Below are 25308 nucleotides of genomic sequence, written 5' to 3'. Positions count from 1 at the left end.
CCGGACGGCGCGGCGCGGCTGGTCGCCCTGCGCGGCGGGCTCGCCGGCACCGGGCCGCCGGAACTCGGCGGCGTGCCGGAGAAGGACTGGCCGGACGCGTGCTCCCTGCTGAGGAAGCCCGATCTGGCCGCGGCGCGCCTGACCGGCTACGTCACCGAGCCGCGCCGCGCGTCGGCCGGGTCGGTGCGCCTTCCGCACCCGGTGTCCTGCACGTACACGCGACGCGGCGGCGGGCGCGACCCGGCCGGGTCCGGCGCGCGTGTGTCGCCGTCGCCGAAGCCGAGCGCGACGGGCTCGGCCACGCCCGATCCCTCGGCCGGGCCGCGGGAGGGCGGCCCGGAGCGGGACGACGGCCCGGAGGCCGCCGTCACCGGCCTCACGGTGAGCGTCCGCTGGGTGGCCGACACCGACGCGGCGGCGTCGCGGATGCTGGAGACGCTGCAGGCCGCGCAGGCGCAGGCCCGGCGGCGGCGCGACATCGGGGGCGACGAGGCCTACGAGATCGGCCCGACCGCCGGAATGATCGCGCTGCGGGTCGGCCGGTGCGTGGTGATGGTCGAGGCGAACCGCCCGCCGGGAGCCGCAGCCCGCCTGGCCCGGTCCGTCGCCTACCGCCTGCGCCACCTGTCCGAGGCCCCCTCCTGACCCGGTCCGCGGCCCGTCCCCGCCGGGCGGCTCAGAACTCGGGGACGGGCTCGGCCTCGGGTTCCGGGACGGCCATGGGGGAGCGGCCCGCCCACGCCTCCAGTTGGGCGACGAAGCGTTCGGCGTGGACGGGCCAGTGGAACCGCTCCCGGGCGGCCTCGTAGCCGCGCCGGCCGAACTCGGCGCGCAGGACGGGGTCGTCCCGCAGCCGCAGGACCGCCTTGGCGGCGGCCTCCGGGGCGCCGAACGGGACGATCAGCCCGCACTCGGCGGGCTCCACGATGCCCACGGCCGGCGGGTTCGGCGTGCTGATCACCGGGATGCCGCGGGCCATGTACTCGACGACCTTCGTCGGCATGGAGTGCCGGTAGTTCGGCTCGTCGTGCAGCAGCGCGAGCCCGGCCATCGCGCCCTCGGCGATGCGCAGCGCCCGGTCGTTCGGGACGAACCCGTACCAGCGCACGACCCCCTCGCGCTGCGCCGCGCGCAGCGCGTCCCGGACGTCGGCGTCGGCGGCGCCGATCAGCTCCACCAGCACGCCCTCGGCGGCCAGCGTCCGGGCCATCTCGATCATGTCGAGGGCGCCGCGGGCCCGCGAGAGCTGCCCGACGTAGACGGCGCGGCGGCCGTCCGGCGGTCCGGGCGGCAGGTCGGACACGTAGGTGGTGTTGGGCACGACCGGGTGGTCCTCGCGGAACCGGGACCGGTAGCCCTCCTCGGCGAGCAGCAGCCGGTGCCGCCGCTCGCTGCGCCGCTCCAGGCGGCGCACGGCCGGGCGCAGGAGGGGGCGGGCCGGCCCCGGCACCCAGCCCTTGGCCGACAGGGCGGCGGCGGTGTCCTCGTGGACGTCCCAGACGACCGTCCGGCCCTGGAGTTCGCGGGGCAGCGACACCAGCAGCTCGGGATCGTGCAGGAGGACCACGTCGGCGTACGCGGCGTGCTCGACGAGCGCGCGGTGGGCGGCGCGCAGGGCCCGGACCCGGCGCCGTCCCGTGGCCCGCGGGACGTCCACCGGGCTGATCTGGCGCCACGGGGTCGCGTTGCACGCCCGGAAAGGGGCGATGTAGGTGACCTCGTGGCCGGCGTCGAGCAGGGCGCGTATCTGCCGGTGCAGAATGCGCGCGTCTTCGGGGTGGTGCACCACCGTGCAAACGCAGACCCGCATCACACTCACTCCGCAACGTCCGATTCGTCCATCACCGGCGAGTCTCGGGTGCCGATGGAAATTGCCGATGAATTCCCGCTGTCCGGGGCGTGGACGCTGCCGGGCGACTCTTCCCCGAACGAAAGGGAAGACCGTCGGTCAGGCAGAACCCGCCGGTTGGAAAAGCCCTGTCAAAGAAGTCCGCCACCGAAATGCGCCCGCCTGTCAGAGGAGCTCGACGGTGTCCTGCTGGACGTTGCGCGTCCGGCCGCGGGTGTCGAACAGCAGCCGGGCGTGCCGTGCCAGCGTCGCCGCGTCGTAGGCGGCGTGGTCGGCCAGCACGATCGCCAGGTCCGACGCCTCCAGGGCGGCGGCCAGGTCGTCCCCGGCGGACGGCACCGGCTCGCCGTCCACCTCCCACAGGGTGACGAACGGGTCGTGGAACGACAGGTCGGCGCCGAGGCGGGCCAGCCGCCGCGCCACCGGCCGGGCCGGCGACTCGCGCTGGTCGGCGATGTCGGCCTTGTAGGTGACGCCGAGCAGCAGGACCCTGGCGCCCTTGAGCGCGCGTCCCTCCCGGTTGAGCAGCTGCTGGGCGCGTTCCGCGACGTACCGGGGCATCCGGTCGTTGATCTCCTGGGCCAGCTCCACGAACCGGAACGGGTAGCCCAGCGAGCGGACCTTGTAGGACAGGTAGTTCGGGTCGATCGGGATGCAGTGCCCGCCGACGCCCGGCCCCGGCCGGAACGCCTGGAACCCGAAGGGCTTGGTGGCCGCGCAGTCGATGGCGTCCCACAGGTCGATGCCGAGCTCGTTGCAGAACACCGCCATCTCGTTCACCAGCGCGATGTTGACGTGCCGGTAGGTGTTCTCCAGCAGCTTGGCCATCTCGGCCTCGCGCGTCCCCTTGGCCTCCACGACCCGGTCGACGAACTTGCCGTAGAACGCCGAGGCCGCCGACGCGCAGGCCGGGGTCAGCCCGCCGACGATCTTCGGGGTGTTGCGGACGCCGTAGACGGGGTTGCCGGGGTCGATCCGCTCCGGCGAGAACGCCAGGTGGAACTCCTCCCCGGCGACCAGGCCGGACGTCTCCAGGATGGGCCGCACGACCTCCTCGGTCGTGCCCGGGTAGGTGGTGGACTCCAGCACCACGAGCGTCCCGGGCTCCAGGTGGCGGGCGACGGTCTCGGCCGCGCCGCGCACCGCGGTCAGGTCCGGTCCGCCCTCCGGCGAGAGCGGCGTCGGGACGCAGATGACCACGGTGCGGGCGCCGTCCAGGACGTCCTCGTGCAGGCTCGGGGCGAACCCCGCCCGCAGCATGTGCTCGACCTCGTCCGCCGACACGTCGTCGACGTGCGACATCCCGGCCTTGAGGCCGGCGACCACGCGCGCGTCCCGGTCGAGCCCGCCGGCCCGCAGGCCGGCCCGGCAGGCCTCCCGCGCGAGCGGCAGCCCCACGTAGCCGAGTCCGATGACCACGAGATCCACGCGGCAGCCCCCTTCGATCTATGTGCTCTGGCGTGTCGGGAAGCGGTAGGCGGCCCGGTATCCGGCCGTCACGGCGCGCCAGGTCCGTTCCGCCGCGACCCATTCACGGGCCGACCGCCCGATTTTCTGTCTCCTTTCGGGACTGTAAGCCAGATCTTCCAGGCAATTCGCCCAGGCTTCCGCGTCTTCCGGAACTGTTAACGCCCCCGTCACGCCCGGTTCCACGATTTCGCGAAGAGCCTTGACATCACTGGCTATAACGGGGATTCCCCCCGCCATGGCCTCGATCGGTTTCAGAGGCGTCACCAACTGGCACACCCGGTCCGCCCGGCGCGGAACCGCGAAGACATCGAGGACGGCGTGGTACTGGCGAACGGACTCCATCGGCACCCGGCCGGTGAACACGGCGTGGACGCCGCGTTCGGCCGCGCGCCGTTCGAGCGCGCCGCGCTCGGGACCGTCCCCCACCAGCAGGAGGGTGACCGGCGCGCCCCGTTCGCGCAGCAGGGCGGCGGCGTCGATGAGCGTGTCGATGCCCTCGTAGCCGTAGAACGAGGACGTGAGGCCGGCGACGGTGGCGCCGCGGTCGATCCCGAGCCGCTCGCGCAGCCCGGAGCCGTCCGGGAGCGGCGCGAGGAACGCCTCGTCCACCCCGTTCGGCACCGTGAAGATCTTCTCCTCGGGGACGCCGCGGGAGGCGATCTCCGCGCGCATCGCCTCGCCGAGCGTGACGACCGCGTCCGCCTCGGCCATCCGGCGGGTCTCCAACTCGCGGGTCAGCCGGTAGAACTCGTCGTCCTCGCGGTGCGCGGGATCGCGGGACAGCCAGGAGTCCTCCAGGAAGCCGCGCACCTCGTACACGACCGGGACGCCGTGGCGGCGTCCGAGCTCCAGCGCGACGGCCGCGTTCAGGTGGTTGCTGACCGCGTGCAGGACGGACGGCCTCAGCTCCTCGACCAGCCGTCCGGCGAGGTCGGCGCTCTTCGCCACGGTGTCGCGCGGATCCGTCTGCGGGAACCACGGCAGCAGCCGGTGGTAGGGGACGCCGTCCACGTCCACGCGCGCCCGCGCGTCGGCGATGCCCTGGCTGAGCGGGTATCCGAGCCGGGTCACGATGTGGGGATCGAGCCCCATCTCGCGCTGGGCGAGGGCGATCCGGTGCGTCCGGACGGTGTAACCCGCGTTCGTGCGCGGCAGGGCGTTGGTCACGAACTGCAGGACGGTCGTGCCCTGGACGGCCCGGCGCGGACGCGCCGGAGCGGGCTCGGTGAGCAGGAGCCGCAGGTCCCGCGTCTCGCGTCCCACGTCCCGGGGCCTCGGCACGACGAGGCGGGAGCGCCGCAGCCGGCCGCCGAGCGGGGTCCGGGCGGCCAGCCGCACGGCGAGCCGCGACGCCCGTCCGGGGTCGTCGCGGAGCTGCCGCCAGGCAAGTCCGGCCAGGTAGACGGTTTTCTTCACGGGTTCGTCGGCCACAGGCCGGACGGTAGGGAACCCCGATGAACAGAAGGGAAATTGTGTTGGCACCCATCGTGCACGTCCTCGGGGCGAGGCCCAACTTCGTCAAGGCGGCGCCGGTGATATCGGCGCTCGCCGCGGCGGGCGCCGAGCAGGCGGTGATCCACACCGGCCAGCACTACGACGCGCGGATGTCGGAGATCTTCTTCGACCAGCTCGGGCTTCCCGAGCCCGACGTCAACCTCGGCGTCGGGTCGGGCGGGCACGCCGAGCAGACCGCCGCGCTCATGATCGGGCTGGAGAAGGAGTTCACGGGTCGTTCACCCGCGCTCGTCATCGTGTACGGCGACGTGAACTCGACGATCGCCGCCGCCCTCGTCGCGGCCAAGCTGCACATCCCGGTCGCCCATGTGGAGGCCGGGCTGCGCAGCTTCGACATGACGATGCCGGAGGAGGTCAACCGCAGGATCACCGACCAGCTCTCCGCGCTGTGCCTGGTCACGAGCCCGGAGGGGATCGGCCACCTGGCCGCGGAGGGCGTCGCGGTGGAGCGGGCGCACCTGGTCGGCAACCCGATGATCGACACGCTGCTGGCCAACCTGGACCAGTTCGACACGGCCGCCGTGCGGGCGGCGCACGGGCTGCCGGAGCGCTACGTCCTCGCGACCATGCACCGGCCCGCGAACGTCGACGCGCCGGAGACGGCCGCGGCCCTCGTCCGGCGCCTGCACGGCGTCGCCGACCTCGCCGACCTGGTCATCCCCGTCCACCCGCGCGGGCGGGCGAACCTGCTGGCCGCCGGGCTGGACGAGCACGACCGCGTGCACATCCTGGAGCCGCTCGGGTACATCGACTTCATCGCGGCCGTCCGGGGGGCGGCGGTGGTCGTCACGGACTCGGGGGGCCTGCAGGAGGAGACGACCATCCTCGGGGTGCCGTGCCTGACCGTCCGCCCCAACACCGAACGGCCGATCACGATCACCCACGGCACGAACCGGCTCGTCACGTTCGAGGAGCTGGTGCCGGGGGTCCGCAAGTGCCTGGAAGGGGGAGCGGCGACCGGGGGCGAGCGCAGGCCGCCGCTGTGGGACGGCCACGCCGGCCCCCGCATCGCCGAAGTGATCATGGAGTTCCTGGGTGAGTGACGAGGAGAAGAACGCCAAGGCCTACCAGCAGCTCGGGCGGCTGAAGTCCACGCTGCGCGAGCGCGAGGCGCGCCTCGACGAGCTGGAGAGGCGGCTCGCGGCCCTGGAGGCCTCGACGGCCGTCCAGTTCGGGCGGCTGGTCGCCGGGGCGGCGCGCGACCCCAAGCGCGGCAAGCGGCTGCCGAGGGAGCTGTACCGGCTCTGGCGCAAGCGCAGCGCCCCGGTCTCGGCCGCGGCGCGCGCGGCCGGCGGCGGCGTCCAGCCCGACCGCGTCGACCGGCCCGAGGACCGGCTGCTCGTCGCGGGCCCCTCCGACGTCCCGATCGTCGCGGGGGTGCTCGCGCCCGGCACGGCCGCCGTCCTCGCCGGGCACGCCAGGGTCGTCGCCCTCTACCCGCACGACGCCGCTATCGCCCTCGAAACCGCCGACGTGGACGCGCTCGTGGTGGACGCGGCGGCCGGCGAGCCCGGCGGGCCGTGGGCCTACCTGGGCGTCCCCGGCATGTACGACCGCGATCTGGCGCTGCACGAGATCCGCCGGATCGCCGCGGCCCGCTCGCTCCCGCTCGTCCTGTGGGGCGAGGCGCCGCCCGCCACCCTGGCGTCCCTGCACTGGGACGCGACCGCCGGCGCGCCCGCCGCGCTCGTCCGCCTCCTCGACCCGGCGCCGTCGCCGGACCGCGCGCACGATTCCGCCGTCGCGAGCAGTCCGGCCCGTTGAAAGGAACCACCGTGCGACCACGTGCCCTCGTCTACGGCGACGTCGACCTCAACATCATCGACGGGTCGGCCATCTGGGCCCAGGGCATGGTGCAGGCCCTGGTCCGCGCCGGCTGCGAGGTGACCCTGGTCCTCAAGGCGCCCGTCCGGACGGGCCGGCTCGTCGACCCGCTGCGCGCCCTGCCCGGCGTCACCGTCCGCAGCCCGCACGCCGAGGGGCTGTTCGAGGGCCCCGCCGGCATGGCCGCGCGGCAGGCCGCCGAGGTGCTCGCCCGCGTCGACGAGGAGGACCCGTACGACCTCGTCGTGGTGCGCGGCCGCATCCTCGCGGGCAAGCTCGCCGCGGGCCCGATGGCCGGGCGGCTCTGGACGTACCTCACCGACGTCCCGCAGTCGGCCGCGGAGTTCACCGCCTCCGCCAAGGGCGACCTGCGCCGGATCGCCGACGCCTCCCGCGTCCTGCTGTGCCAGACCGAGGAGCTGCGCGGGTTCCTGGAGAGCGCCGTCCCGGCGACGGCCGGCAAGAGCGTGCTGTTCCCGCCGGTGGTCGTGCTCCCGGACGGCCTGGAGACGCGCGGCCCCGGCCCCTCCGACGGCCCGCTCCGCCTCGTCTACACCGGCAAGTTCGCGCCCCGGTGGAACACCTACGAGATGACGTCCCTCCCGCGCCTGCTGGCCATGCGCGGCGTGGACGCCGAGTTGCACATGGTCGGGGACAAGATCCACGACGATCCGTCCGATCCCGGATTCGCGTCCCGGATGAGGACCGCGCTGGAGACGGGCGAGGGCGTCGTCTGGCACGGCGGCCACCCGCGGGCCGAGGCGATGCGCCTGACCGCCGCCGGCGACGTGGGCCTGTCCTGGCGCGACGCCTCCATGGACGCCAGCCTCGAACTGTCCACGAAGGTGCTGGAGTGCGGGACGCTCGGCGTCCCGGTCGTCCTCAACCGCACCCCGATGCACGAGCGGCTCCTCGGGACCGACTACCCGCTGTTCGCGGCCACCGAGGACGACGTGCTCGACGCCCTGACGCTCATCGGCAAGAACCCGGAGGTCTTCACGCTGGCCGCGGACCGCTGCCGGGCGGCGGCCGCGGAGTTCACCCTCGACGCGGCCGCCGCGCGCCTGCGCGGCTACCTGGCGCAGGCGTTCCCGGAGCCGTCCGACAAGGTTCTCGCCGTGAAGGGGCGCCGCCTGCGCGTCGGGGTGGCGGGCCACGACCTGAAGTTCTTCTCCCGCCTGCTGGACTACCTGCGCTCCCGCCCCGACCTGGAGGTCCGGGTCGACCACTGGGCCGCGCTGAAGGCCCACGACGAGGAGCGCAGCCAGGCCCTGGTCGACTGGGCGGACGTCATCGTCTGCGAGTGGTGCGGCCCGAACGCCCTCTGGTTCGCCCAGCGCAAGCGCCCGGACCAGCGCCTCGTCGTGCGCCTGCACCGGTTCGAGCTGTACGCGGCCTGGCCGAAGCAGCTCGACATCGGCGCCGTCGACCAGGTCATCTGCGTCAGCCCCCACTACAACGCGCTGACCCGCGAGATCACCGGCTGGCCCGCCGAGAAGGTCGTCACGGTCCCGAACTGGGTGGACGACGCGCAGCTCGACCGCGCGAAGCTCCCCGGCGCCGAGCACCACCTCGGGATGATCGGCATCGCCCCGTCCCGCAAGCGCCTGGACCTGGCCCTCGACGTGGTCGAGGAGCTCCGCCGCGACGACCCGCGCTTCACCCTCTTCGTCAAGTCCAAGCTCCCCTGGGAGTACTGGTGGATCTGGCAGAAGGACGAGGAGCGGGCCCACTACGAGGAGGTCTTCCGCCGCATCCGGCGCTCCCGCCTCCTCTCCGGCGGCGTCGTGTTCGACTCCTACGGCCGCGACGTGGCCTCCTGGCTGCGCCGCATCGGCTGGGTCCTGTCGACCAGCGACGACGAGAGCTTCCACCTCGCGCCCGCCGAGGGCATGGCCTCGGGGGCCGTCCCGGCCCTGCTGCCCTGGCCCGGCGCCGAGACCATCTACGAGCGCCGCTGGATCCACGACGACACCTCCGCCATGGCCGCGTCCATCGCCACCACGGTCTCGCTGGGCCGCTGGCAGGACGACGCCGAGCAGGCCCGCGCCCAGGTGAAGGCCGCCTACGGCCTGGACGAGGTCTGCCGCCAGTGGACGGATCTCCTCGCCGGCTAGGCCGCTCCTTCCGTCCGCGCAGGGTGAAGGACGGCCCTGGGAAGGGCCGTCCAAGAGAAAGGTCCCTGCGGCGGCGCCGCGGGGACCTTTTCGGCGGTACGGGTCAGCCGGAGCTGCCGACGACGGCGCCCGCCTGGGCGGGCTCGGCGGGGAGCTCGGCGCGGTGGGTCTCGATCTTGGCGTTGAGCTTGGCGAGGCTGCGGCTGTAGTCCCGGCTGGAGAGCCAGAACTTGTAGATGATGATCAGCTCGAAGGCCAGCAGGCCGATGCCGCTGAGGACCACCACGGGGATGATGGCGCCCGGCACGATCGCGGCGGCGATCGGGGCGACGATGAACACGCCCATCTGGAACTCGATGCCGCTGATCAGGTGGGGGCGGATGCGGCCCGCCATCAGGACGTTGCGGATGCGGGCGTACCAGGGGAAACGCTGGTTGAACCCCGCCTGGAGGGCCGCGGCGTTGGGGTCGTCGCCGACGACGCGGTTCTCCGCGTCGGCCTCGGGGTCCTCGGTGAGCGCCTCGGCGGAGCGCAGGTCCTCGTCGGCGTCCGCCAGGTCGCCGTTGGCGCGGCGGGCCGCGAGTTCGAGCGCCCGGGCCTCCTCGCGGGCCGCGTTGAGGGTGGTCCGCATCTGCGAGCGGACCTTGTAGATCTCCAGCGCGTCCATGTAGCGCAGCATGTCGAGGAAGACGACGGCGAGCGCCGTCCAGACGTAGGCGACGTTGCCGGTGGCGGCGTACTGGCCGGCCATCAGGGCGATCGCGCAGGCCAGGACGCGGACGCGGTCGAAGATGTAGTCGAGCCAGGCGCCGAACACCGAGCCGGTGCCCTTCAGCCGGGCGATCTTGCCGTCCATGCAGTCGAGCGTGAACGACAGGTGGTACAGCAGCGCGCCGGCGAGCAGCCATGGCCAGGACGCGACGGCGAAGCAGGCGCCGGCGGCGAGGCCGAGGACGAGCGCACCGACGGTGAGCTGGTTCGGCGTCACGCGCGTCCTGTTCGCCGTGAACTTGACGAGCCTGGCGGCCAGCGGGTCGACCAGCAGCACGGTCCACCAGGCGTCACGCGCCTTGTACGTCCGTTGCCGAACGTCGTCGAGCGTGAAGTTCGCCATGGGGTTCCTTTCGTTCGCGGAGCGGTCTGATCGTATCGGCTGTCCGGTTCCGGTCACCGGGGATCTCCCGGATCGTGATCGTCCGGTCACATGACGATCAGCGCCGTGGGTAAGGGTGGCAAAATGCGCGTGCGTCCCCTCCTGCCCCACCTGCCGTTCGCCGGAGTGCTCGCCGTCGCGGTCTGGATCCGGGCCGTCGCCGTCCTCGCCTATCCGGCGCCGCTGTGGTTCGGTGATTCCCCCGGGTATCTGGAGGCCGCGGTCGAGTTCCGGCCGGACCCGACGCGTCCCAGTGGATATCCGATCTTGCTGTGGCTGCTCAAGCCCTTCCACAGTTTCGGCCTGATGGTCTCCGTGCAGCACGCCGTCGGGGTGCTCACCGGTGTCCTGGTGTACGCCCTGGTCTGGCGTGCGGGACGGGCGGCCCTGCCCGTGGCGGACGGGAAGCCGTGGCGGGTGTGGCTGCCCGGCGCGGCCGCGGCGCTGCTGACCGTCCCGGTGCTGATCCCCGCGCACCAGGTCGCGCTCGAGCACATGCTCATGTCGGACTCGCTGTTCGCGTTCCTGCTGCTCGCGGCGGTGGCGGCCGTGCTGTGGCGGCGCCGGCCGGTCTGGTGGCTCGGCGCCCTGGCGGGGGTGCTCACGGCGTGCGCGACGCTCACCCGGACGGCGGGGCTGCCGCTGATCGCCCTGGTCCTGCTCGCGATGCTGGTCAGGAGGGCGGGCCGGACGGCCTGCGCGGCGGCGGCCGTCGCGTTCGTCCTGCCCGTCGCCGGCTACCTGGTCTGGTTCCACGCGGAGTACGGCCAGTACAAGCTCGCCAAGGCCGACCAGGTGTTCCTCTACGGGCGCACGGCCGCGTTCGCCGACTGCCGGGTGATCAGGCCCCGGCCCGAGCTGGCGATCATGTGCCCGAAGCGGAGCGATCCCCGGATCTCCAGATCGTTCTCGGTCATGTGGACGCCCGACTCCCCGTTCCGCCGCATCCCGGGCTGGGTCTACGGCGAGGAGGGCAACCGGCTCGCGGGCGAGTTCGCCTGGGCCGCGATCAAGGCGCAGCCCGCCGACTACGCGGAGGTCGTCGTCCGCGACACCCTGCGGGCGTTCGCCTGGCAACGGCAGCCGTACCCCACGCCGTGGACGTGGCTCCAGTACGAGTTCCCCGAGGGCGAGGCGTGGAGCGACAGGCAGGCGCGCCTCGCCGAGCGGTACGGCGGCGACGGCGAGACCCGGGTCGTGCGGCCGTGGGCGGGGGTGGTCCTCGCCTACCAGGACCACATGGTCATGCCCGGCACGATCCTCGGCGTCCTGCTCCTCGGCGGGCTCGCCGGGGCCGTGCCCCACGCGCGGTCGAACGGGCGGTGGCGCCTCGCCCGGCCCGTCCGGCACTGGACGGCGGGCGCGCTGCTCCCGTGGGGGACGAGCCTGGCTCTGCTGGTGATCCCCGCCGCGACCGCCGACTTCGACTACCGCTACGTCATGCCCGCCGTCCCGTTCGCGTGCGTCGCGCTCGGCCTGGCGCTGTTCCCGCCGCGCCGCCCGCCGCGCGTGCCCGCGCCGCGGGAGGAGTCCCGGCCCGCGGCCCGGGCGAAGATCGAGGCCGAGTCCGGCTAGCGCCGCCCGCTGTCGCGGCAGGGCGCGGCGAGCAGCCCGGCGAGCATCCGCTCCCAGCGCGCGGCGACGGCGGACACGGCGAACCGCTCGGCCGACGCGACGGCGTTCGCCGACATCGCGCGCCTCAGCTCCTCGTCGTCGATCAGCCGGATCAGCGTCTCGGCGAGCGCGCCGGAGTCCTCGGGCGGGACGAGCAGCCCGTCCGCCCCGTCAGTGATGATCTCGCGGGGCCCGTGCGGGCAGTCGAAGGCGACCACCGGCAGCCCGCACGCGAACCCCTCGATGATCGTCATGCCGAACGGCTCGGCGCGCGAGGGCAGCGCGAGGACGGACGCCTTGGCCAGCTCGCCCTCCATGTCGTGGGCCGGCTCCAGCATCCGCACGTGGTTGTAGAGGCCGAGGCGCGTGGCCCGGCGGCGCATCTCCTCGCGGCGCGGTCCCTCGCCGTGGACGCGCAGCCGCCACTGCGGATGCTTCTCCACGACCTTCGCGAACGCGTCCAGCAGCAGGTCGAACCCCTTGATCCAGACGATCCGGCCCGCCGCCACGACCACCCGGTTCTCCTGCCGCGACCGCGGACGCACCCGAGGGGGCAGCCCGTTGCCGATCGTGTGGACGGGGCACGAGCCGGCGGGCAGCAGGCGCTCGTAGTCCGCGGTGTCGGCGGCCGTCAGGCAGGTGAGGGCGTCCAGCCGCGGGTACCCCTCCTCGATCTCGGCGAGGATCCCGGCGTCGTTGATGCCGAGCTGGAGGTGCTCCTGCCCGACCACGACGACCTCGGCCGGCGCCAGCCGCGCCGCCATCAGGTTGAGCCCGGCGCGGGTGGTGACCAGCACGTCCGTGCGCGGCCGGCGCAGGAAGCGGGTGAGCTTCTCGTCCGTCCAGGCGGAGTACTTGGAGAAGCTGCGCTCCTCGGGGTGGACGATCCGGGTCGGCTCGGCCATGAGCCGCCCGGCGCGCCCGGTGTGCGGCCACGGGGCCTTCGCGCCCGGCCGGACGTCGACCAGGGAGCGCAGCCGGACCCGGTCGGACAGCGGGAACACCGGCCGGTCGGCCGTGCGCCGCACGCTGACGATCTCGACGTCGTGGCGGCGGGACAGCTCGTCCGCGAGCGTGAAGGTGCTGCGCACCGTGCCGTCGATCGTCCAGGCCTCCAGCAGCAGGAACGTGATCCTCATGGGGCGGCGTCCTCCGGGAGGAGATGGCAGGCGACCGCCAGCCCGTCCTTCAGCGTGTAGTACGGCCGCACGCTCATCCGCCGGCCGCAGGACGCGACGACCTGGCGGGGGTAGGAGAGCGTGCCGCGCTTGCCCGGCGCGTCGTCGAGGAACGTGGCGAGGCGGGCGTGGACGTCGCCCGCGTCGAGCCAGAGGTCCCACAGGGAAGGCTTCCACCGGGTGAACGCGCGGACGTCCAGGCGGGCGTCGAACCCGGTCCCGTCGAGCCGGGCGCTCCACGTCTCCCTGCCGCCGCCCTCGCGCGCGACCGCGACCAGCCGGGCGCTCTCGCCCGGGCACGGCCCGGCGTAGGCCGGCCATCCGATGATCCCGATCTCGCCGTCGAGCGGGTGCACCTCCTCGACCTCGGCGTGCGGGACGACCTCGCGGACGTCGAGCGCGGCCCGCCCGTCCGGCAGCCGCACGACGCGGACGGCCCGGTCCCGTGCCCGTCCGGCGTACTCGCGCAGGCCGTCGAGGGAGAACCCGGGATCGTCGGTCAGCAGAGGGCGGTCCGCGCCGAGCAGGACGTCCCACGTGCCGGGCGCCAGCCCCGCGACCGAGAGCACGGCGGAGCGCCGGTCGTCCGAGAGCGGCCCGGCGCGGACCTCCCCGGACCTCGCGTGGCGCAGGACGATCCGCTCGCCTTCCGCCGCCGGCCGGGGCCAGCGGATGCGCAGGGCGTCGTCCGCGCCGACCCTGCAATGGTCGGCCACCCAGCGGCGGTCTGACTCTTCGCAGCGGTCGGGAACCGTGTCCACGGCCCAGTCGCCTTCCCCGTTGACGCCTACCGGACTGTGCCGTCCGCGCCGAAGACGCGGTCGACGGCACGGGAGGCGGCATGCCCGTCGTCGAGAGGGCAGAAACGCGCGACGAAGTCCTTGTAGCGGTCGCGATAGCCGTCCATGGCGGACTCCGCGTCGCGGACCGCCTCGATGAGGTCGTCGGACGTCTCCACGAGCGGCCCCGGGGCCTCGGCCTCGAAGTCGAAGTAGAAGCCGCGCAGCCGGTCGCGGTAGTCGGCGAGGTCGTAGGTGAAGAACAGCATGGGCCGGCCGGTGTTGGCGTAGTCGAACATCACCGACGAGTAATCGCTGATCAGCACGTCGGAGATCAGGTACAGCTCGGTGATGTCGGGATAGGCCGAGACGTCGCGGACGAAGCCGTGCCCGTCCTCGCGGACGCCGTCCACGACGTTGGTGTGCAGCCGGACCAGCAGGACGTGGTCGTCGCCGAGCGCGGCGCGGGCCCGCTCCAGGTCGATCCGCATGTCGAACCGGTAGCGGCCCCGGCTGTAGTACTGGTCGTCACGCCATGTCGGCGCGTACAGAACGACCCGCTTGCCCTCGGGGATGCCGAGCCGGGCCCGCACCCGCGCGGCGACCGCGCCGGCCTCCGGGCTGTACAGCAGGTCGTTGCGGGGATAGCCGACCTCCAGCATCTCCCCCTTGAACGCGAACGCGCGACGGAAGATCTCCGTGCTGAACGGGTTGGGGGACAGCAGGTGGCTCCACTCGGGCAGGGAGGGCCCGGGGTCCTTCGAACGCGACTGGAGCGCCTTCTTCATGCCCGGCGCGTAGGCGAAGTGCACCTCCTTGATGTCCCCGCCGATCTTCTTCAGCGGCGTGCCGTGCCAGGTCTGCAGGACGACCTGGTCCGGGTGCCGCCGGAACGCGTCGCCCAGCCGGTGGTTCGTCACGATGTAGCGGGACTCGGCGAGCGCCTCGTGCCACTCCCTGCCGTGCAGCCGGACGGGCCGCAGCGTGTCCGGCAGCTCCACCTGCGCGTCGTTGACCACCCAGAGCTGCTCCAGGTCGGAGCCCCGGCGCATCAGCTCCTCGTGGACGGCCTTCGGGCTGTCGGAGTACTGCCGACCGTTGAAGCACGAGAACAGGACGGCGTCGCGCAGCCCGTCGCGGTCGGCTCGGCGGCGCGCCTCCTCCCGGTACCTGGTGCCGGCGCTCTTCTCCTCCGGCGGCACGTCGCCCGTCACCGCCACGGCGAGCAGCCCGTCGCGCGCCTCCAGGGCGTAGCCGCGCCGCGCCGCCTCCAGCGGTCCGGGCAGGTCGTTCTGCGCCTCCGCCGACAGCCGGACGGTCAGCGCCCGCCCGCCCGGGGGCCGGAACAGCACGTCCCAGCGGCCGGAACGCAGCGGCAGGACGCCCGCGACGCCCGGCACGGCCGCGACCGGGATCTCCCCGCGCAGCAGCCCCGACGCCGGATCGGCGACGAGGTCGAACGCGTGCTCCTTGCGGTGCCATCGGCCGCGCAGCACGATCTGGCCGCCGCTGTGCGCGGGATGCGCCGCGGTCAGGACGAGGGTCCCGTCCGGCCGCCAGGCGCAGGCGTCGACGGAGAGCCGCGCCGTGGTGCGCCGGACGCGCAGGTAGCCGCCGGGCCCGCGGCCCGCGGCGACCTCCAGCGGGCCGAACGCCCGCCGGACGTCCTCGACCCCTTCGGCGAGGACCAGGGGGCGGCCCGCGACGCGGACCGTCCAGTCGCGGGTGTCGTCGATCTCCTCCGGCGGCGGCGGGGACCCTTCGAGGGCCTCCGGGGCGACGCGGGCGACATACCGGTCGCCGGACGCGGTGACCGGCACGTCGACGCGGTCGTCGCCCAGCGTCAGCGACAGGCCGTCCGGCGCCTCGTCCGCCTTCACCTCGACGACGAGCGTGCCGCCGTCCCAGGACAGCGCGACGGCCGCGGACCGGACCCGCTCGACCTCGATGACGAGGCGGCCGTCGTCGATGCGGGGAACGACGCGCACGTCGTCGGCGACGTAGCGGTAGGGCGGATGCGCGCCGCTGCCGGAGCCGCCGCCGCGCAGCGGCCCCCGCCGGAACACGCCCGCGTTGAGCACCGACGCCTCGACCGACCAGACCCCCTCGACCCATTTCCCGCGGTCGCGGAGGCGACCCGCGTCGAAGGCGAACGCGAAGCCGGACCAGCCCGACCGCTTCCCGGGCGCCGGGGCCTGCCGGGCCCGTGCGAGGATCTTCCGTCCGCCCGACCGCAGCGTGATCGCCTTCACCGACGTCCAGCGGCGCCGCATGCTGACGGAGTTGATGTAGGCCTCGCCGGTGACGGTGAGCCGGTCGCCGTCCCAGCCGACCGCGTGGACCCGGCCCCGCATCCGCAGCTCGCCGCGGGCCCGGTACACCTCGCGCGGGACGCCGACCTTGGTGTCCTTCCAGTACGGGTAGACGACGTACCGGCGCAGCGGGTCGCGGACGATCGACGGCGAGGCCTTCCCCCGCTCGTACCGGACGACCTTCACCAGCTCGCCCGTGTGCCCGGCGGAGGCGAGATGCCACTTCAGCCGCGTCAGCGCCGGGACGCCGGCGAGCAGCTTGGCGGGCAGCGTGGACGCGTACCCGGCCGCCTGCGCGACGACCTGCTCACGCTCGTCGCCGGGCAGGTCCGGCAGCGCGTCCAGGAACACGCGCAACTCCTCGGCCGCCGCGAGCGCCTGGAGCCGCCGCCGGGACCGGGCGTGGCCGTGCTCTCCGAGCCAGGCGACGGCGAGGGCGACGGCGCCGAACCCGTCCGCGATCTCCTGCGCCTCCGTCGTGGCGGGGAACCGCTCGCCCCGCCGGCGCAGGACGACGTCGTGCAGCACGTCCACGCCCTCCGCGAGATGCAGCGCCCGCACCGCCGGGAGCAGGTCGTCGTAGCGGCCGAGGTCGGGGAACTCCAGCCCGTGCGACGTCCAGAACGACCGCCGGAACAGCTTCCCGCCGACCCCGCGCTCGCGGACGAGGCCGGGGGTGCGCCGCACGTTCGTGCCGGTGGCCGGGGCGAGGGACGGCTCGACGGGCCGCCACGCCGGCGCTCGCTCCGGCCCCCGGCGGACGGCCTCGCGGCCGAGCGCGATGTCGGAGCCGGACGCCTCCAGCGCCGCGACCAGCGACGCGAGGGCCTCCGCCGGCAGCTCGTCGCCGCCGTCCACGAACAGCAGGAAGTCGCCGTCGCTCTCCGCGGCGCCGAGACCGCGCGCCGCGCCCCGGCTGAGCGCACCCCGCCGCACGACGCGGAACCGGTCGTCGGGCAGGACGGCCCCGGCGGCGGCGCCCGCGCCGTCGTCCATCACCAGGACCCGCAGCTCCGCGTGCGACTGGCCCGCGATCGACGCGAGGGTGCCGCCGAGCGACTCTCCGGCTCCGTGCGCGAGCACGACGACGCTGATCCTGCTGGAGGGCAAGCGACCCACTCCTTCGGGCGTGACGGGGTGTGCGCCGGACGGCGCCGCGGCGGGACCGGCGCGGGGCCTACTGCGGCGGATTCGGGATCTTCTCGCCGAGGAACATGCGGCGCACGGCGCGCTCGGCCGCGTGCCCGTCGTCCCACGGGCAGAAACGCGCCCTGAAGTTCGCGAGGTTCTTCGCGGCGGCGTCGCCCCACGCCGCCCGGGACGTGAACGCCTCGACCAGCTCGGCCTCGGTGGCCGCGACGACGCCGGGAGGGGTCGCCGTCAGGTCGAAGTTGACCCCGCGGGTGAGCCGGTAGGTCTCCCAGTCGTTGGCGTAGATCACGATCGGCCGGTCGAGGTTGGCGTAGTCGAACATCACCGAGGAGTAGTCGGTGAGCAGCGCGTCCGAGGCGATCATGAGGTCCTCGACGGACGGGTGCTTGGACACGTCGATGACCCGGCCCTCCGGCCAGCCCAGGTCCGCCGCCATGTTCTTGATCTTGTAGTAGTAGTGCGCCCGCAGCAGCAGCACGTGCCCGTCGCCGAGCGCGTCCGCGACCCGCCCGATGTCGAACATGGGGGTGTAGCGGCGCTGGTAGTCGCGGTGCGTCGGCGCGTACAGGATCGCGGTCGCGCCGGCGGGGACGCCGAGCTCCGCGCGCAGCCGGGTGCGCTCGTCCTCGTCCGCGGCGACGAGCCGGTCGTTGCGCGGGTAGCCGATCTCCAGCATCTCGTAGTCGCAGGGGAACCCGCGCTCCCACGCCTCCGTCGACAGCGGGTTGGACGAGACGAGGTAGTCCCAGCGGTCCGACCGGGCGATGAGGGCCTTGAAGTCCATGTCGTTGGCGCCGACCGGGTACTCCATCTGGTCGAGGCCCATCTTCTTCAGCGGCGTCCCGTGCTGCGTCATCATGTGCACCTGCCCCGGCCGCTTCACGTAGTTGTCGGGGAAGTTGACGTTGTTGACGAAGTACTTCGCGCGGGCCAGCGTCCGGTAGTAGTCGGCGGAGCCGGCGACGACGTAGTCGACGCCCTCCGGCATCGTCCTGCGCGCCCTGGGCTTGACGACCCACACCGGCCGGACGTCCGGGGCCAGCTCGCGGACCTTCTCGTAGATCGCCGCCGGATTGCAGGCGTACCCGCGGTACCAGTACGCGGCGAAGACGGCGAGGTCCTCCTCGATCGGGAGGCGCCGCTGCATCTGGTAGTAGCGCTCCTTGGCGAGCTCCTTGCCCAGCAGCACGCCGCGCCTGCGGAGCTTGGCGGCCTTCCCGCCCCGGCCCCGGGCCTTGTCCTTGGCCTCGGCGGCGCGCACCCGCTCGAAGCCCCGGTGGTCGCCCGCCTTGATCATGCGGTGCTTGTCGGCGAGGAAGGGCTTGTCGTCCGGGGGGACGTGCCCCGCGGGCTCGTACCTGTTGTACGTCTTCGACATCTCCGCGAAGAACCGCGCCTTCTCCGACTCGTGGACGCGGTCGGGCCGCTCGATGATGACGAGCAGGTGCCAGATCGTCCGGTCGAACATCAGCGGGCGGAACGGGTCGGCCTTCGCCCCCATCCCGTCCATGAACTCGAAGATGCGGTCGTACTGCGCGAACGCGTCGAAGTGCTTGGCGCTCGCGGTCTTGGTGATCGCTCCGCGGCGGCGCTGCCGGTAGATGTAGCAGACGCGGTCCAGCAGGCTCAGGCGCTCGGCGGCCATCAGGATCGGGTAGGTGACGTTGACGTCCTCGTAGTAGCCGCCGCTGAAGCGCAGCCCGAGGTCGAGCAGGAACTCGCGGCGGATCGCCTTGTTCCACGCCGTCATCATCATCTCGAGGACGCTCGGCCGCTCCGCCAGGGTGAACACGTCCGGCGCGGGGGGCTCGCGGAACAGGTCGTTGATGATGCTGCGCTTGACCTTGCCGTTCCAGTAGGCCCGGGCGTAGTCGAAGACCAGCACGTCGGGGCGGGTCTCGGCGAGCCGGTCGCAGATCGCGCGGACGGCGCCCTCGGTCGCGTAGTCGTCGCTGTCGAAGAACCAGACGTAGTCGCCGGTCGCCATGTCGAGCCCGATGTTGCGGGCGCGGCCGAGGCCGACGTTCTCGGCGAGGTGCCGGACCTTGACGCGCGGGTCGCGCTCGGCGAACTCGTCGAGGATCTCGCCGCATCCGTCCGGCGAGTGGTCGTCGACGGCGATGACTTCCAGATGGGGAAGATCCGGATCAAGGATGGAATCAAGGCATTGCCGGATGTACCCCTGCACTTTGTGCACGGGCACGATGATGCTCAGGGAAATATCGTGATCAGAGCTCACGCGAAGGCCAATCAACTACTCGGTGATTCTGGACTATACCCACAGGTCGGGTTCGAACCTCAGGTCCTGGCGGGCGCGGGTCGAAGGAGCCACCGCGCGTCGGGCTCGACCGCCCACCGGGTGGCCCGCCGCACGGGGGCGGTGGCGAGGACGACGCCGAGCGCGATGGCGGCCACGGTGACCGAGACGATGCCGAACGGCTCGTGCAGGACTGGCTCGTCCAGCATGCCGGTGTAATCGAACGTCTTCATGACGAGGCCGTGCAGGAGGTACACGTACATGGTCCGCGTCCCCATCTCGGTGTACCGGGCCCGGCCGCGCGGGATGCACGCGAGGAAGGCGGCGCCGAGGAGAACGGCGAAGGCAAGGGCCACGAGCCGCCACATCATGCCTTCGGCGGTGCCGAAGCCCATGGCTTCGTAACCCTGGTTCCAGTAGAGCAGACCGCTGTCGATCTTCGGGACGACCGTGCCGAGCTCCCAGACGTAGGCGACGGGGAGGGCGGCGGCCAGCACGGCGAACCCGGCCCACCGCGCCCATCCGGCGCGCAGCCGCCGCACGTGCCGCGGGTCGACGGTCAGCCCGAGGACGAAGAGCGGCAGCAGCCCGGCGGTCCGGCTGAGCGTGGAGTCGGCGGTGAACGCCCAGCTCCCGCCGACGAGGCAGAACGCCACCGAGACGGCCACCGGATGGCGCAGGTGCCTCCACAGCGGCGCGCTCAGCCGCCAGAAGACGAGCGCCACCAGGAACCACATCAGGAAATGCGGCCGGAAGAGCTCGCTCAGCCGGAACTGCACTCCGTTGATGAGGACCAATTGCGCCCGGTAGAGCAGGATGAAGACCACATAAGGGACGACGAGCGTGGGGAGGACGCTGCGGAACTTGTCCGTCGAGCGCATGAATCCGCGGGAGAAGTAGCCGGAAATAAATACGAAGACCGGCATATGGAAGGCGTAGAGAACGACATATGCGGCGTGTGTCGCGCGGCTGTCCCCGAACTGGGACCAGAAGTGCCCGACCACGACCAGCACGGCCGTGAAGAACTTGGCGTTGTCGAAGTACGCGTCCCGGGGGCGGGGCGCCGGCTTCGGCGGCGCCGCCGGATCCGGCGCGGGGCGGGGAGCGGGGACGGGCGGCGCCTCGGGCAGGGCGAGCGCACTGCCCGTGGCGGAAGGCGCACTGCCCGTGGCGGGTGGCGGGGTGGGGAGGACGTCGGACATATCTCCGGGGGGTCGGGTACTGGCGGGAGCGGGAGCAGGGAGCAGGTGCGGGAGCGGGCGTCAGCGGGAGCGGGCGGGCCTTCTCAGAGGTGTGAAGACCCACGTCATCTTCGGTTCCAGTGCCCAGCTCATCGTCCGCACGACGGGCTTGGAGCACAGGAACGTTCCGACCACCAGGGCGCCGGCGACCACGATGACCACCCCGGTCGGGGTGTGCATCCAGTCGGCGTCCCACCAGCCGGTGAAGTTGAGCAGCCGGGTCACGAACCCGTGCAGCAGGTAGGCGTACAACGTGTAGGAGCCGAGGGCGGTGAACCAGTACCGCCCGCGCGGGATGAGGCTGAGGAACGCGGCCACGAAGACGACCGCCGCGGCGAACATCGCGATCCGCACCACGGTGCCGGTGAGGTTGCCGACGTGGAGTTCGTAGTTCGGGTGCTTCCAGTAGATCCAGCCCCGCGACATGTGGTTCATGACGAGGTAGGTGCCGGCGAGCCCGACGGCGAGCACCACCGCGCCGATCGGCCGGGCGATCGGCTTCTTCAGCAGCTCGAAATGCTGCGGCTTCAGCGAGAGCCCGAGAACGTAGAAGGGCAGCAGCCCGATCACCCGGTGGATGTCGAACGTCCCGCCGAGGTCGCTCATGTACGACAGCAGGGCGAAAACGGTCGCGACGGCGAGCGGCCAGCGGATCTGCTGCCAGACGGGGGTGGAGAGCCGCCACATGAACAGCGCGCACAGGAACCACGTCAGGTAGTACGGGTTCAGCAGGCTGATCTCGAGATGGTTGCGGCCCGCGAGCCAGTCGTAGATCGAGTAGGCGAACTCGAACACCACGTACGGCACCCCGACGTTGGTGATCAGTTTGCGGGCCTTGCCGCCGGCGAACGTCCAGTTCCGGGAGAAGTAGCCGGTGATCACGATGAACAGCGGCATGTGGAACAGGTAGATGAACAGGTAGAGGCCCTTGGCCATCGGGACGTTCAGCAGGTTGGCCAGGGAGTGCCCCGCCACCACCAGCAGGATCGCGAAGTACTTGGCGTTGTCGAAGAACGGGTCGCGGACCTTGCGCGCGGGGCCAGGGCCCTGCGGGGCCGGGCTCCCGGAGGCGGTGGTGCCCGCGGCTTCCGGCGCCCCCGCCATGAGGGGCGCCGCCGGGTCCGTGGACGGCGGCCGTTCGGTTCGCTGCGCCGCGTCGGCCTCCGAGGGCCTGGTGGTGTAAGTCATACGGCCGCCCGGTCAGGTCTCCTTGCAGATGTCGTCGCTGGCGCGGATCTCACCCTGCTGCTTCGGGATGCCGGCGCCGGCGCTCTTGAGGTTCGTCCAGTTCTGGCCGACGATCAGGTCGACGACGCCCGGCGTGCCGCCCGAGGTGCGCGCCGCGGCCTGCGGCTTGCTCGGGATCAGCGCGGTCAGGGTCTGCGCCTGCTGGTCGGCACCGGCACCGTACAGCACCTGCGTGGTGGTCGTGGGCGAGGGGGCGTTGCCGCCGACGGTGACCTGGAAGCCCTGCGACTCCAGGTCGCTGGCGACGCGCCCGGCCTGGCCGTCGATGCCGCTGCCGTTGTAGACCCGCACGCGCACCTGGCTCGGCGGGATCTTCGTGCTGCCCGGCGCGGGCTCCTTCGGCACGGTCTTGTCGTTGCGGACGGAGGAGAAGAACGGCTGGGCGGCCGGGGTGAGCGCCACGCGGTTCGGGTCCAGCGGGTCGGGCCCGGACGGGACGGTCACGAACCGGAGCTTGCCGGTGGTCATGCCCTGCATCTCCTTGCCGATGTCCATCATGACCTGCGGCGTCAGCTCCTTGTCGGTGGTGAGCGACTTGGTCACGGCGTTCATCAGCTGGAGCATGCGCCGCGGGTTGCTGAGCACGCCCGCGCTCATCGCCTGGCCGGCGAGGGCGCCCATGAACTTCTGCTGGCGCTTGATGCGGTCGGTGTCGGAGCCGTCGCCGAGGCCGTGCCGCACGCGTACGTAGGCCAGCGCCGTCTCGCCCTTGATCTTGTGCTTGCCCCGGCTCAGCTTGAGCTTGGACTTGGGGTCGTCCACGTCCTTCGGAAGGCACACCGGGACGCCGCCGACGGCGTTGGTGATGGACTTGAACCCGTTGAAGTCGACCTGCATGAAGTGGTCGATGCGGATGTTCGAGAGGCTCTCGATCGTCTTGATGACGCAGGCCGCGCCGCCGTTGCTGAACGCCGAGTTGATCTGGGCGCGGGTCTGCGCCGGGATCACTCCGCCCTTGCGGCTCTTGCAGGAGGGCATCCGGACCATCAGGTCGCGGGGGAAGCTGATGCCCATCGCCTGGCCGCCGCCGGGGGACAGGTGCAGCAGGATCATCGTGTCCGAGCGCGGCACCTCGTTCTTCATCGAGCGGCCGTACTTGGCGTTCGAGCCCTCACGGGTGTCGGACCCGAGCATCAGGATGTTCATCGCGCTGTTCAGCTTCTTCGGCCGGTTGGGGCCGAGCTGGGCGTTGACGTCCTCGTGCGAGATGTTCCCGAACGCCTGGCGGTACAGGCCGTAGGCGGTGAGAGAACCGACCACCATGACCGCCGACAGTCCGATGCACACCCAGCCGAGGATGCGCCAGCCGCGTCGCGGCGCCGGCTGCGGGTCGGCGTCGTCGACGTACTCCATGTACATCGGGTTGCTGTTCATCGGCTCCGAGGTCCGGGGGTATGGGCGGTTCCGGGGGTCCGGGGGACGTCCCCGCTAGGGGCCGGCCCGTGGCTCATGGTTCGAACGGACGGGACGAGGGCAAAGGGAAGCGTAGGTCAGGGGAGGCGGTACACGGAGCCGGATTCGTCATTCGGTCCGGAAGTACCGGCCACCACCGTCACATGCTCCACGGTCAGGCGACGATCTAGGGCGGCTTTGTCAAAGTTTCGTTGGATTATGACGGAAGCACCCGAGGCTAGTGGTGCAAGCAGGCAGGCCAGAACCCCGTCGAGTGTGGTGAAGGACATGTCAACCAGGAGCCGGTCGCGTGCGTCCAGCTCCCATTTCTCAACGGCCCCGCGCGCCGCGCCCACCAGCTCCGCCGCGCTCAATGTGGCCTTTGTCACATTCAGTGCGGGAGCCTCGGAGGCCGCCTCGGGGCCGGGGACGAACCTGTCTCCGTAGGCGCGCACCTCCGCCGCGTAGTCGGTCACACCGGGCGGGCAGTCGGCGAGCGGGCCGCCGAGCGCGTGCAGCGACAGGCCGACGATCTCCTCGGCCCCTCCTGCGAGCACCTCGTCCGCGAGCACGTCGTCCAGCACCTCCTGCGCCACCGCCAGGATGTACGGATCGGACGCCCCGGCCGGTTCGGCGCCGCCGCGGCCGAAGTCCTGCGGATCGACCGGCTCGGCGACGAGACCGGCCGACCAGCAGGCCATCAGCCACACCGCGGTCTGCCAGTGCGGCGGCAGGACCAGGACGACGCGGGCGCCGGGCTCGGCGGCGAGACCGTCCACCAGGAAGTTGGCCGTCTTGGCCACCCAGTTCCCGAACGTCCGCGCGGACAGCTCGACCCGCTCGCCGCTCGCGTCGTCGTAGAAGGTGACCAGCGGGCGGGACGGGTCGTCCGCGACCCGCCGCCGCAGCAGCTCCGCGGGCGTGTCCGCGGCCCCGGCGTGTGCGCTCATGCTCCGAGCGTATGCCCGCATGATCGTCCTGGCGCCGCCATCGCGCCGATGCCGCTACGCTCCGCACGGGTGAAGGACGGAACAGTGGCGGGCGCACGCCGCGACGGCGAGCCTGGGGCGGAATCATGAACGCTGGTCGGCTGCTCGTCCGGGCCACCGCGGCCCCGGCTCTGGTCCTCGTCGCCTGGCTGGCGGTGTCGCTGCCGCTGCTGATGGCGGGCGTGTTCCGCCCGGCCCCGGCGGTCGCGCTGTTCGTGCCGGTCGCGGCCCTGGTCCTGTGGCTCGGCCTGCGGACCGGGCCGGGGGATGCCCCCGGCGGCCGCCCGGGGAGCCTGAACGCCCCGGGCGGCCTGGACGCGGTGCAGCGCTGGCCGGTGTGGTCGGTGTTCGCCGTCACCGCCGCGTTCCTGGCGCTCCAGGTCGTCATGTGCTCCGAGCAGATCGTCGTCCGCCGCGACCCCGCGTCCTATGTCCAGTTCGCGATGTGGCTGGCGAAGCACGGATCGCTGCCGATCCCGCTGTCGGAGGGGGCGTTCGGCGGCCCGGACGCGGCCCTGGCCTTCGCGAGCCCCGCCTTCTACCAGGACGGCGGCGCCGTCGTCCCGCAGTTCATGGCGGGGTGGCCGCTGGTGCTGGCGCCCGCCGGATGGGCCGGCGGCGCCCACGGGATGGTGCTGGCGGCGCCGGTTCTCGGCGCGTGCTGCGTGCTGTCGTTCGCCGGGCTCGTCGCGCGCCTCGTCGGACCCCGCTGGGCCCCCGCCGGGGCGCTGCTGCTCGCGCTGACGCTGCCGATGCTCTACGTCTCCCGCAACACCTTCAGCGAGCTGCCCGCCATCGTCCTGCTGCTGGGCGGCCTGTCGCTGCTGTACGACGTCCGCGGGGAGTCCGCCGACGGCCGGGTCGCCGGCGCCAAGGCGCTCCTCGGCGGGGCCGCGCTCGGGCTGATCGTGCTCGTCCGCATCGACGGGCTGCGGGACGTCCTGCCGGTGGTGGCGTTCGCGGGACTGCTCATCGCGCGCAGGCGGGCGGCCGGCTACTGGACGGCCGGCGGCCTGCTGCTCGGAGCGGGCGCCGGCGTGGTCGAGGGCCTCACGATGTCCCGGCCCTACCTGTCCTACCTCCGGGCGTCGCTCGTGCCGCTGACGGCCATCTCCGCGGCCGTGCTGGCCGCGACGGTCGTCCTGGTCGTGGCGCTGCGCCGCGCGCTGTTGCTGCTCGCGATGGCGGTGCGGATCGTCAAGCAGTACGAGCAGGGGG

At 72.7% G+C, this 25308-nt stretch carries 16 protein-coding genes and 2 pseudogenes; 6 read left to right on the top strand and 12 right to left on the bottom strand.

The features are described 5' to 3' along the window. Nucleotides 1-645, top strand: a pseudogene (locus tag AB0K37_RS26935) (hypothetical protein); the annotation flags it as partial. A 31-nt stretch (nt 646-676) separates the two neighbouring features. Here the strand turns inward: AB0K37_RS26935 and AB0K37_RS26930 are convergent. From AB0K37_RS26930 to AB0K37_RS26920, 3 genes are all read right to left on the bottom strand, one after another. Next, nucleotides 677-1810: a glycosyltransferase family 4 protein gene (locus AB0K37_RS26930; RefSeq protein ID WP_363985694.1), complete on the bottom strand. Its 1134-nt coding sequence runs from the start codon at nt 1808-1810 to the stop codon at nt 677-679. A gap of 204 nt (nt 1811-2014) precedes the next feature. After that, a complete protein-coding gene (locus AB0K37_RS26925; protein ID WP_363985692.1) occupies nt 2015-3277 on the bottom strand; it encodes a nucleotide sugar dehydrogenase in 1263 nt (420 codons plus the stop codon). An 18-nt stretch (nt 3278-3295) separates the two neighbouring features. Further along, on the bottom strand, nt 3296-4750 hold the full coding sequence (locus AB0K37_RS26920; RefSeq protein ID WP_363985690.1) for a glycosyltransferase family 4 protein: 1455 nt from the start codon (nt 4748-4750) through the stop codon (nt 3296-3298). Nucleotides 4751-4791: 41 nt separating this feature from the next. On the opposite strand from AB0K37_RS26920, the gene wecB reads away from it, so the two are divergent. The 3 genes from wecB to AB0K37_RS26905 all read left to right on the top strand — a co-directional run bounded on the left by wecB (nt 4792) and on the right by AB0K37_RS26905 (nt 8775). After that, nucleotides 4792-5877: a UDP-N-acetylglucosamine 2-epimerase (non-hydrolyzing) gene (wecB, locus tag AB0K37_RS26915; RefSeq protein WP_363985688.1), complete on the top strand. Its 1086-nt coding sequence runs from the start codon at nt 4792-4794 to the stop codon at nt 5875-5877. Continuing rightward, on the top strand, nt 5870-6598 hold the full coding sequence (locus AB0K37_RS26910) for a hypothetical protein (protein ID WP_363985686.1): 729 nt from the start codon (nt 5870-5872) through the stop codon (nt 6596-6598). Before wecB ends, AB0K37_RS26910 begins: the two co-directional genes overlap by 8 nt. Before the next feature lie 86 nt (nt 6599-6684). After that, nucleotides 6685-8775: a glycosyltransferase family 1 protein gene (locus AB0K37_RS26905; RefSeq protein ID WP_363985696.1), complete on the top strand. Its 2091-nt coding sequence runs from the start codon at nt 6685-6687 to the stop codon at nt 8773-8775. Nucleotides 8776-8878: 103 nt separating this feature from the next. Here AB0K37_RS26905 and AB0K37_RS26900 read toward each other — a convergent pair whose 3' ends face one another. Then, nucleotides 8879-9889, bottom strand: a complete 1011-nt coding sequence (locus AB0K37_RS26900) for a CDP-alcohol phosphatidyltransferase family protein (RefSeq protein ID WP_363985684.1) — start codon at nt 9887-9889, stop codon at nt 8879-8881. Nucleotides 9890-10012: 123 nt separating this feature from the next. On the opposite strand from AB0K37_RS26900, the gene AB0K37_RS26895 reads away from it, so the two are divergent. After that, the gene (locus tag AB0K37_RS26895) at nt 10013-11503 is read left to right on the top strand and encodes a hypothetical protein (RefSeq protein ID WP_363985682.1); all 1491 of its coding nucleotides are present in this window, start codon (nt 10013-10015) and stop codon (nt 11501-11503) included. Here AB0K37_RS26895 and AB0K37_RS26890 read toward each other — a convergent pair. The 8 genes from AB0K37_RS26890 to AB0K37_RS26855 form a co-directional block, all read right to left on the bottom strand. Beyond that, nucleotides 11500-12681, bottom strand: a complete 1182-nt coding sequence (locus AB0K37_RS26890; protein WP_363985680.1) for a glycosyltransferase family 4 protein — start codon at nt 12679-12681, stop codon at nt 11500-11502. The genes AB0K37_RS26895 and AB0K37_RS26890 overlap by 4 nt on opposite strands. Next, nucleotides 12678-13481 carry a hypothetical protein gene (locus tag AB0K37_RS26885; protein WP_363985678.1) on the bottom strand — a complete coding sequence of 268 codons (804 nt, stop codon included), beginning with the start codon at nt 13479-13481 and terminating at the stop codon, nt 12678-12680. The genes AB0K37_RS26890 and AB0K37_RS26885 overlap by 4 nt, the downstream gene beginning before the upstream one ends. A 26-nt stretch (nt 13482-13507) precedes the next feature. After that, complete coding sequence (locus tag AB0K37_RS26880; protein ID WP_363985676.1) at nt 13508-16921, bottom strand: bifunctional glycosyltransferase family 2 protein/CDP-glycerol:glycerophosphate glycerophosphotransferase; 3414 nt, start codon at nt 16919-16921, stop codon at nt 13508-13510. A gap of 67 nt (nt 16922-16988) precedes the next feature. Further along, on the bottom strand, nt 16989-19166 hold the full coding sequence (locus tag AB0K37_RS26875; protein WP_363985674.1) for a bifunctional glycosyltransferase family 2 protein/CDP-glycerol:glycerophosphate glycerophosphotransferase: 2178 nt from the start codon (nt 19164-19166) through the stop codon (nt 16989-16991). A gap of 95 nt (nt 19167-19261) precedes the next feature. Continuing rightward, nucleotides 19262-20422 carry an acyltransferase family protein gene (locus AB0K37_RS26870; RefSeq protein ID WP_363985672.1) on the bottom strand — a complete coding sequence of 387 codons (1161 nt, stop codon included), beginning with the start codon at nt 20420-20422 and terminating at the stop codon, nt 19262-19264. A gap of 60 nt (nt 20423-20482) precedes the next feature. After that, nucleotides 20483-21649, bottom strand: a complete 1167-nt coding sequence (locus AB0K37_RS26865; protein ID WP_363985670.1) for an acyltransferase family protein — start codon at nt 21647-21649, stop codon at nt 20483-20485. 12 nt (nt 21650-21661) lie between these two features. Continuing rightward, nucleotides 21662-23083, bottom strand: a complete 1422-nt coding sequence (locus tag AB0K37_RS26860; protein WP_363985668.1) for an LCP family protein — start codon at nt 23081-23083, stop codon at nt 21662-21664. Between the two features lie 116 nt (nt 23084-23199). Next, nucleotides 23200-24051 carry a TIGR03089 family protein gene (locus AB0K37_RS26855; RefSeq protein ID WP_363985666.1) on the bottom strand — a complete coding sequence of 284 codons (852 nt, stop codon included), beginning with the start codon at nt 24049-24051 and terminating at the stop codon, nt 23200-23202. 125 nt (nt 24052-24176) lie between these two features. On the opposite strand from AB0K37_RS26855, the pseudogene AB0K37_RS26850 reads away from it, so the two are divergent. Next, nucleotides 24177-25308, top strand: a pseudogene (locus tag AB0K37_RS26850) (hypothetical protein); the annotation flags it as partial.

The sequence above is a fragment of the Actinomadura sp. NPDC049753 genome (genome assembly GCF_040674655.1).
Lineage (GTDB): Bacteria > Actinomycetota > Actinomycetes > Streptosporangiales > Streptosporangiaceae > Spirillospora > Spirillospora verrucosospora.
This window is presented reverse-complemented; position numbering and strand designations above follow the sequence as displayed.

Coding starts and splice junctions, on each gene's coding strand:
- AB0K37_RS26930 (WP_363985694.1), bottom strand. CDS start 1,810: ATGCGGGTCTGCGTTTGCACGGTGGTGCACCACCCCGAAGACGCGCGC.
- AB0K37_RS26905 (WP_363985696.1), top strand. CDS start 6,685: ATGGTGCAGGCCCTGGTCCGCGCCGGCTGCGAGGTGACCCTGGTCCTC.
- AB0K37_RS26900 (WP_363985684.1), bottom strand. CDS start 9,889: ATGGCGAACTTCACGCTCGACGACGTTCGGCAACGGACGTACAAGGCG.
- AB0K37_RS26895 (WP_363985682.1), top strand. CDS start 10,013: ATGCGCGTGCGTCCCCTCCTGCCCCACCTGCCGTTCGCCGGAGTGCTC.
- AB0K37_RS26890 (WP_363985680.1), bottom strand. CDS start 12,681: ATGAGGATCACGTTCCTGCTGCTGGAGGCCTGGACGATCGACGGCACG.
- AB0K37_RS26870 (WP_363985672.1), bottom strand. CDS start 20,422: ATGTCCGACGTCCTCCCCACCCCGCCACCCGCCACGGGCAGTGCGCCT.
- AB0K37_RS26865 (WP_363985670.1), bottom strand. CDS start 21,649: ATGACTTACACCACCAGGCCCTCGGAGGCCGACGCGGCGCAGCGAACC.
- AB0K37_RS26860 (WP_363985668.1), bottom strand. CDS start 23,083: ATGAACAGCAACCCGATGTACATGGAGTACGTCGACGACGCCGACCCG.
- AB0K37_RS26855 (WP_363985666.1), bottom strand. CDS start 24,051: ATGAGCGCACACGCCGGGGCCGCGGACACGCCCGCGGAGCTGCTGCGG.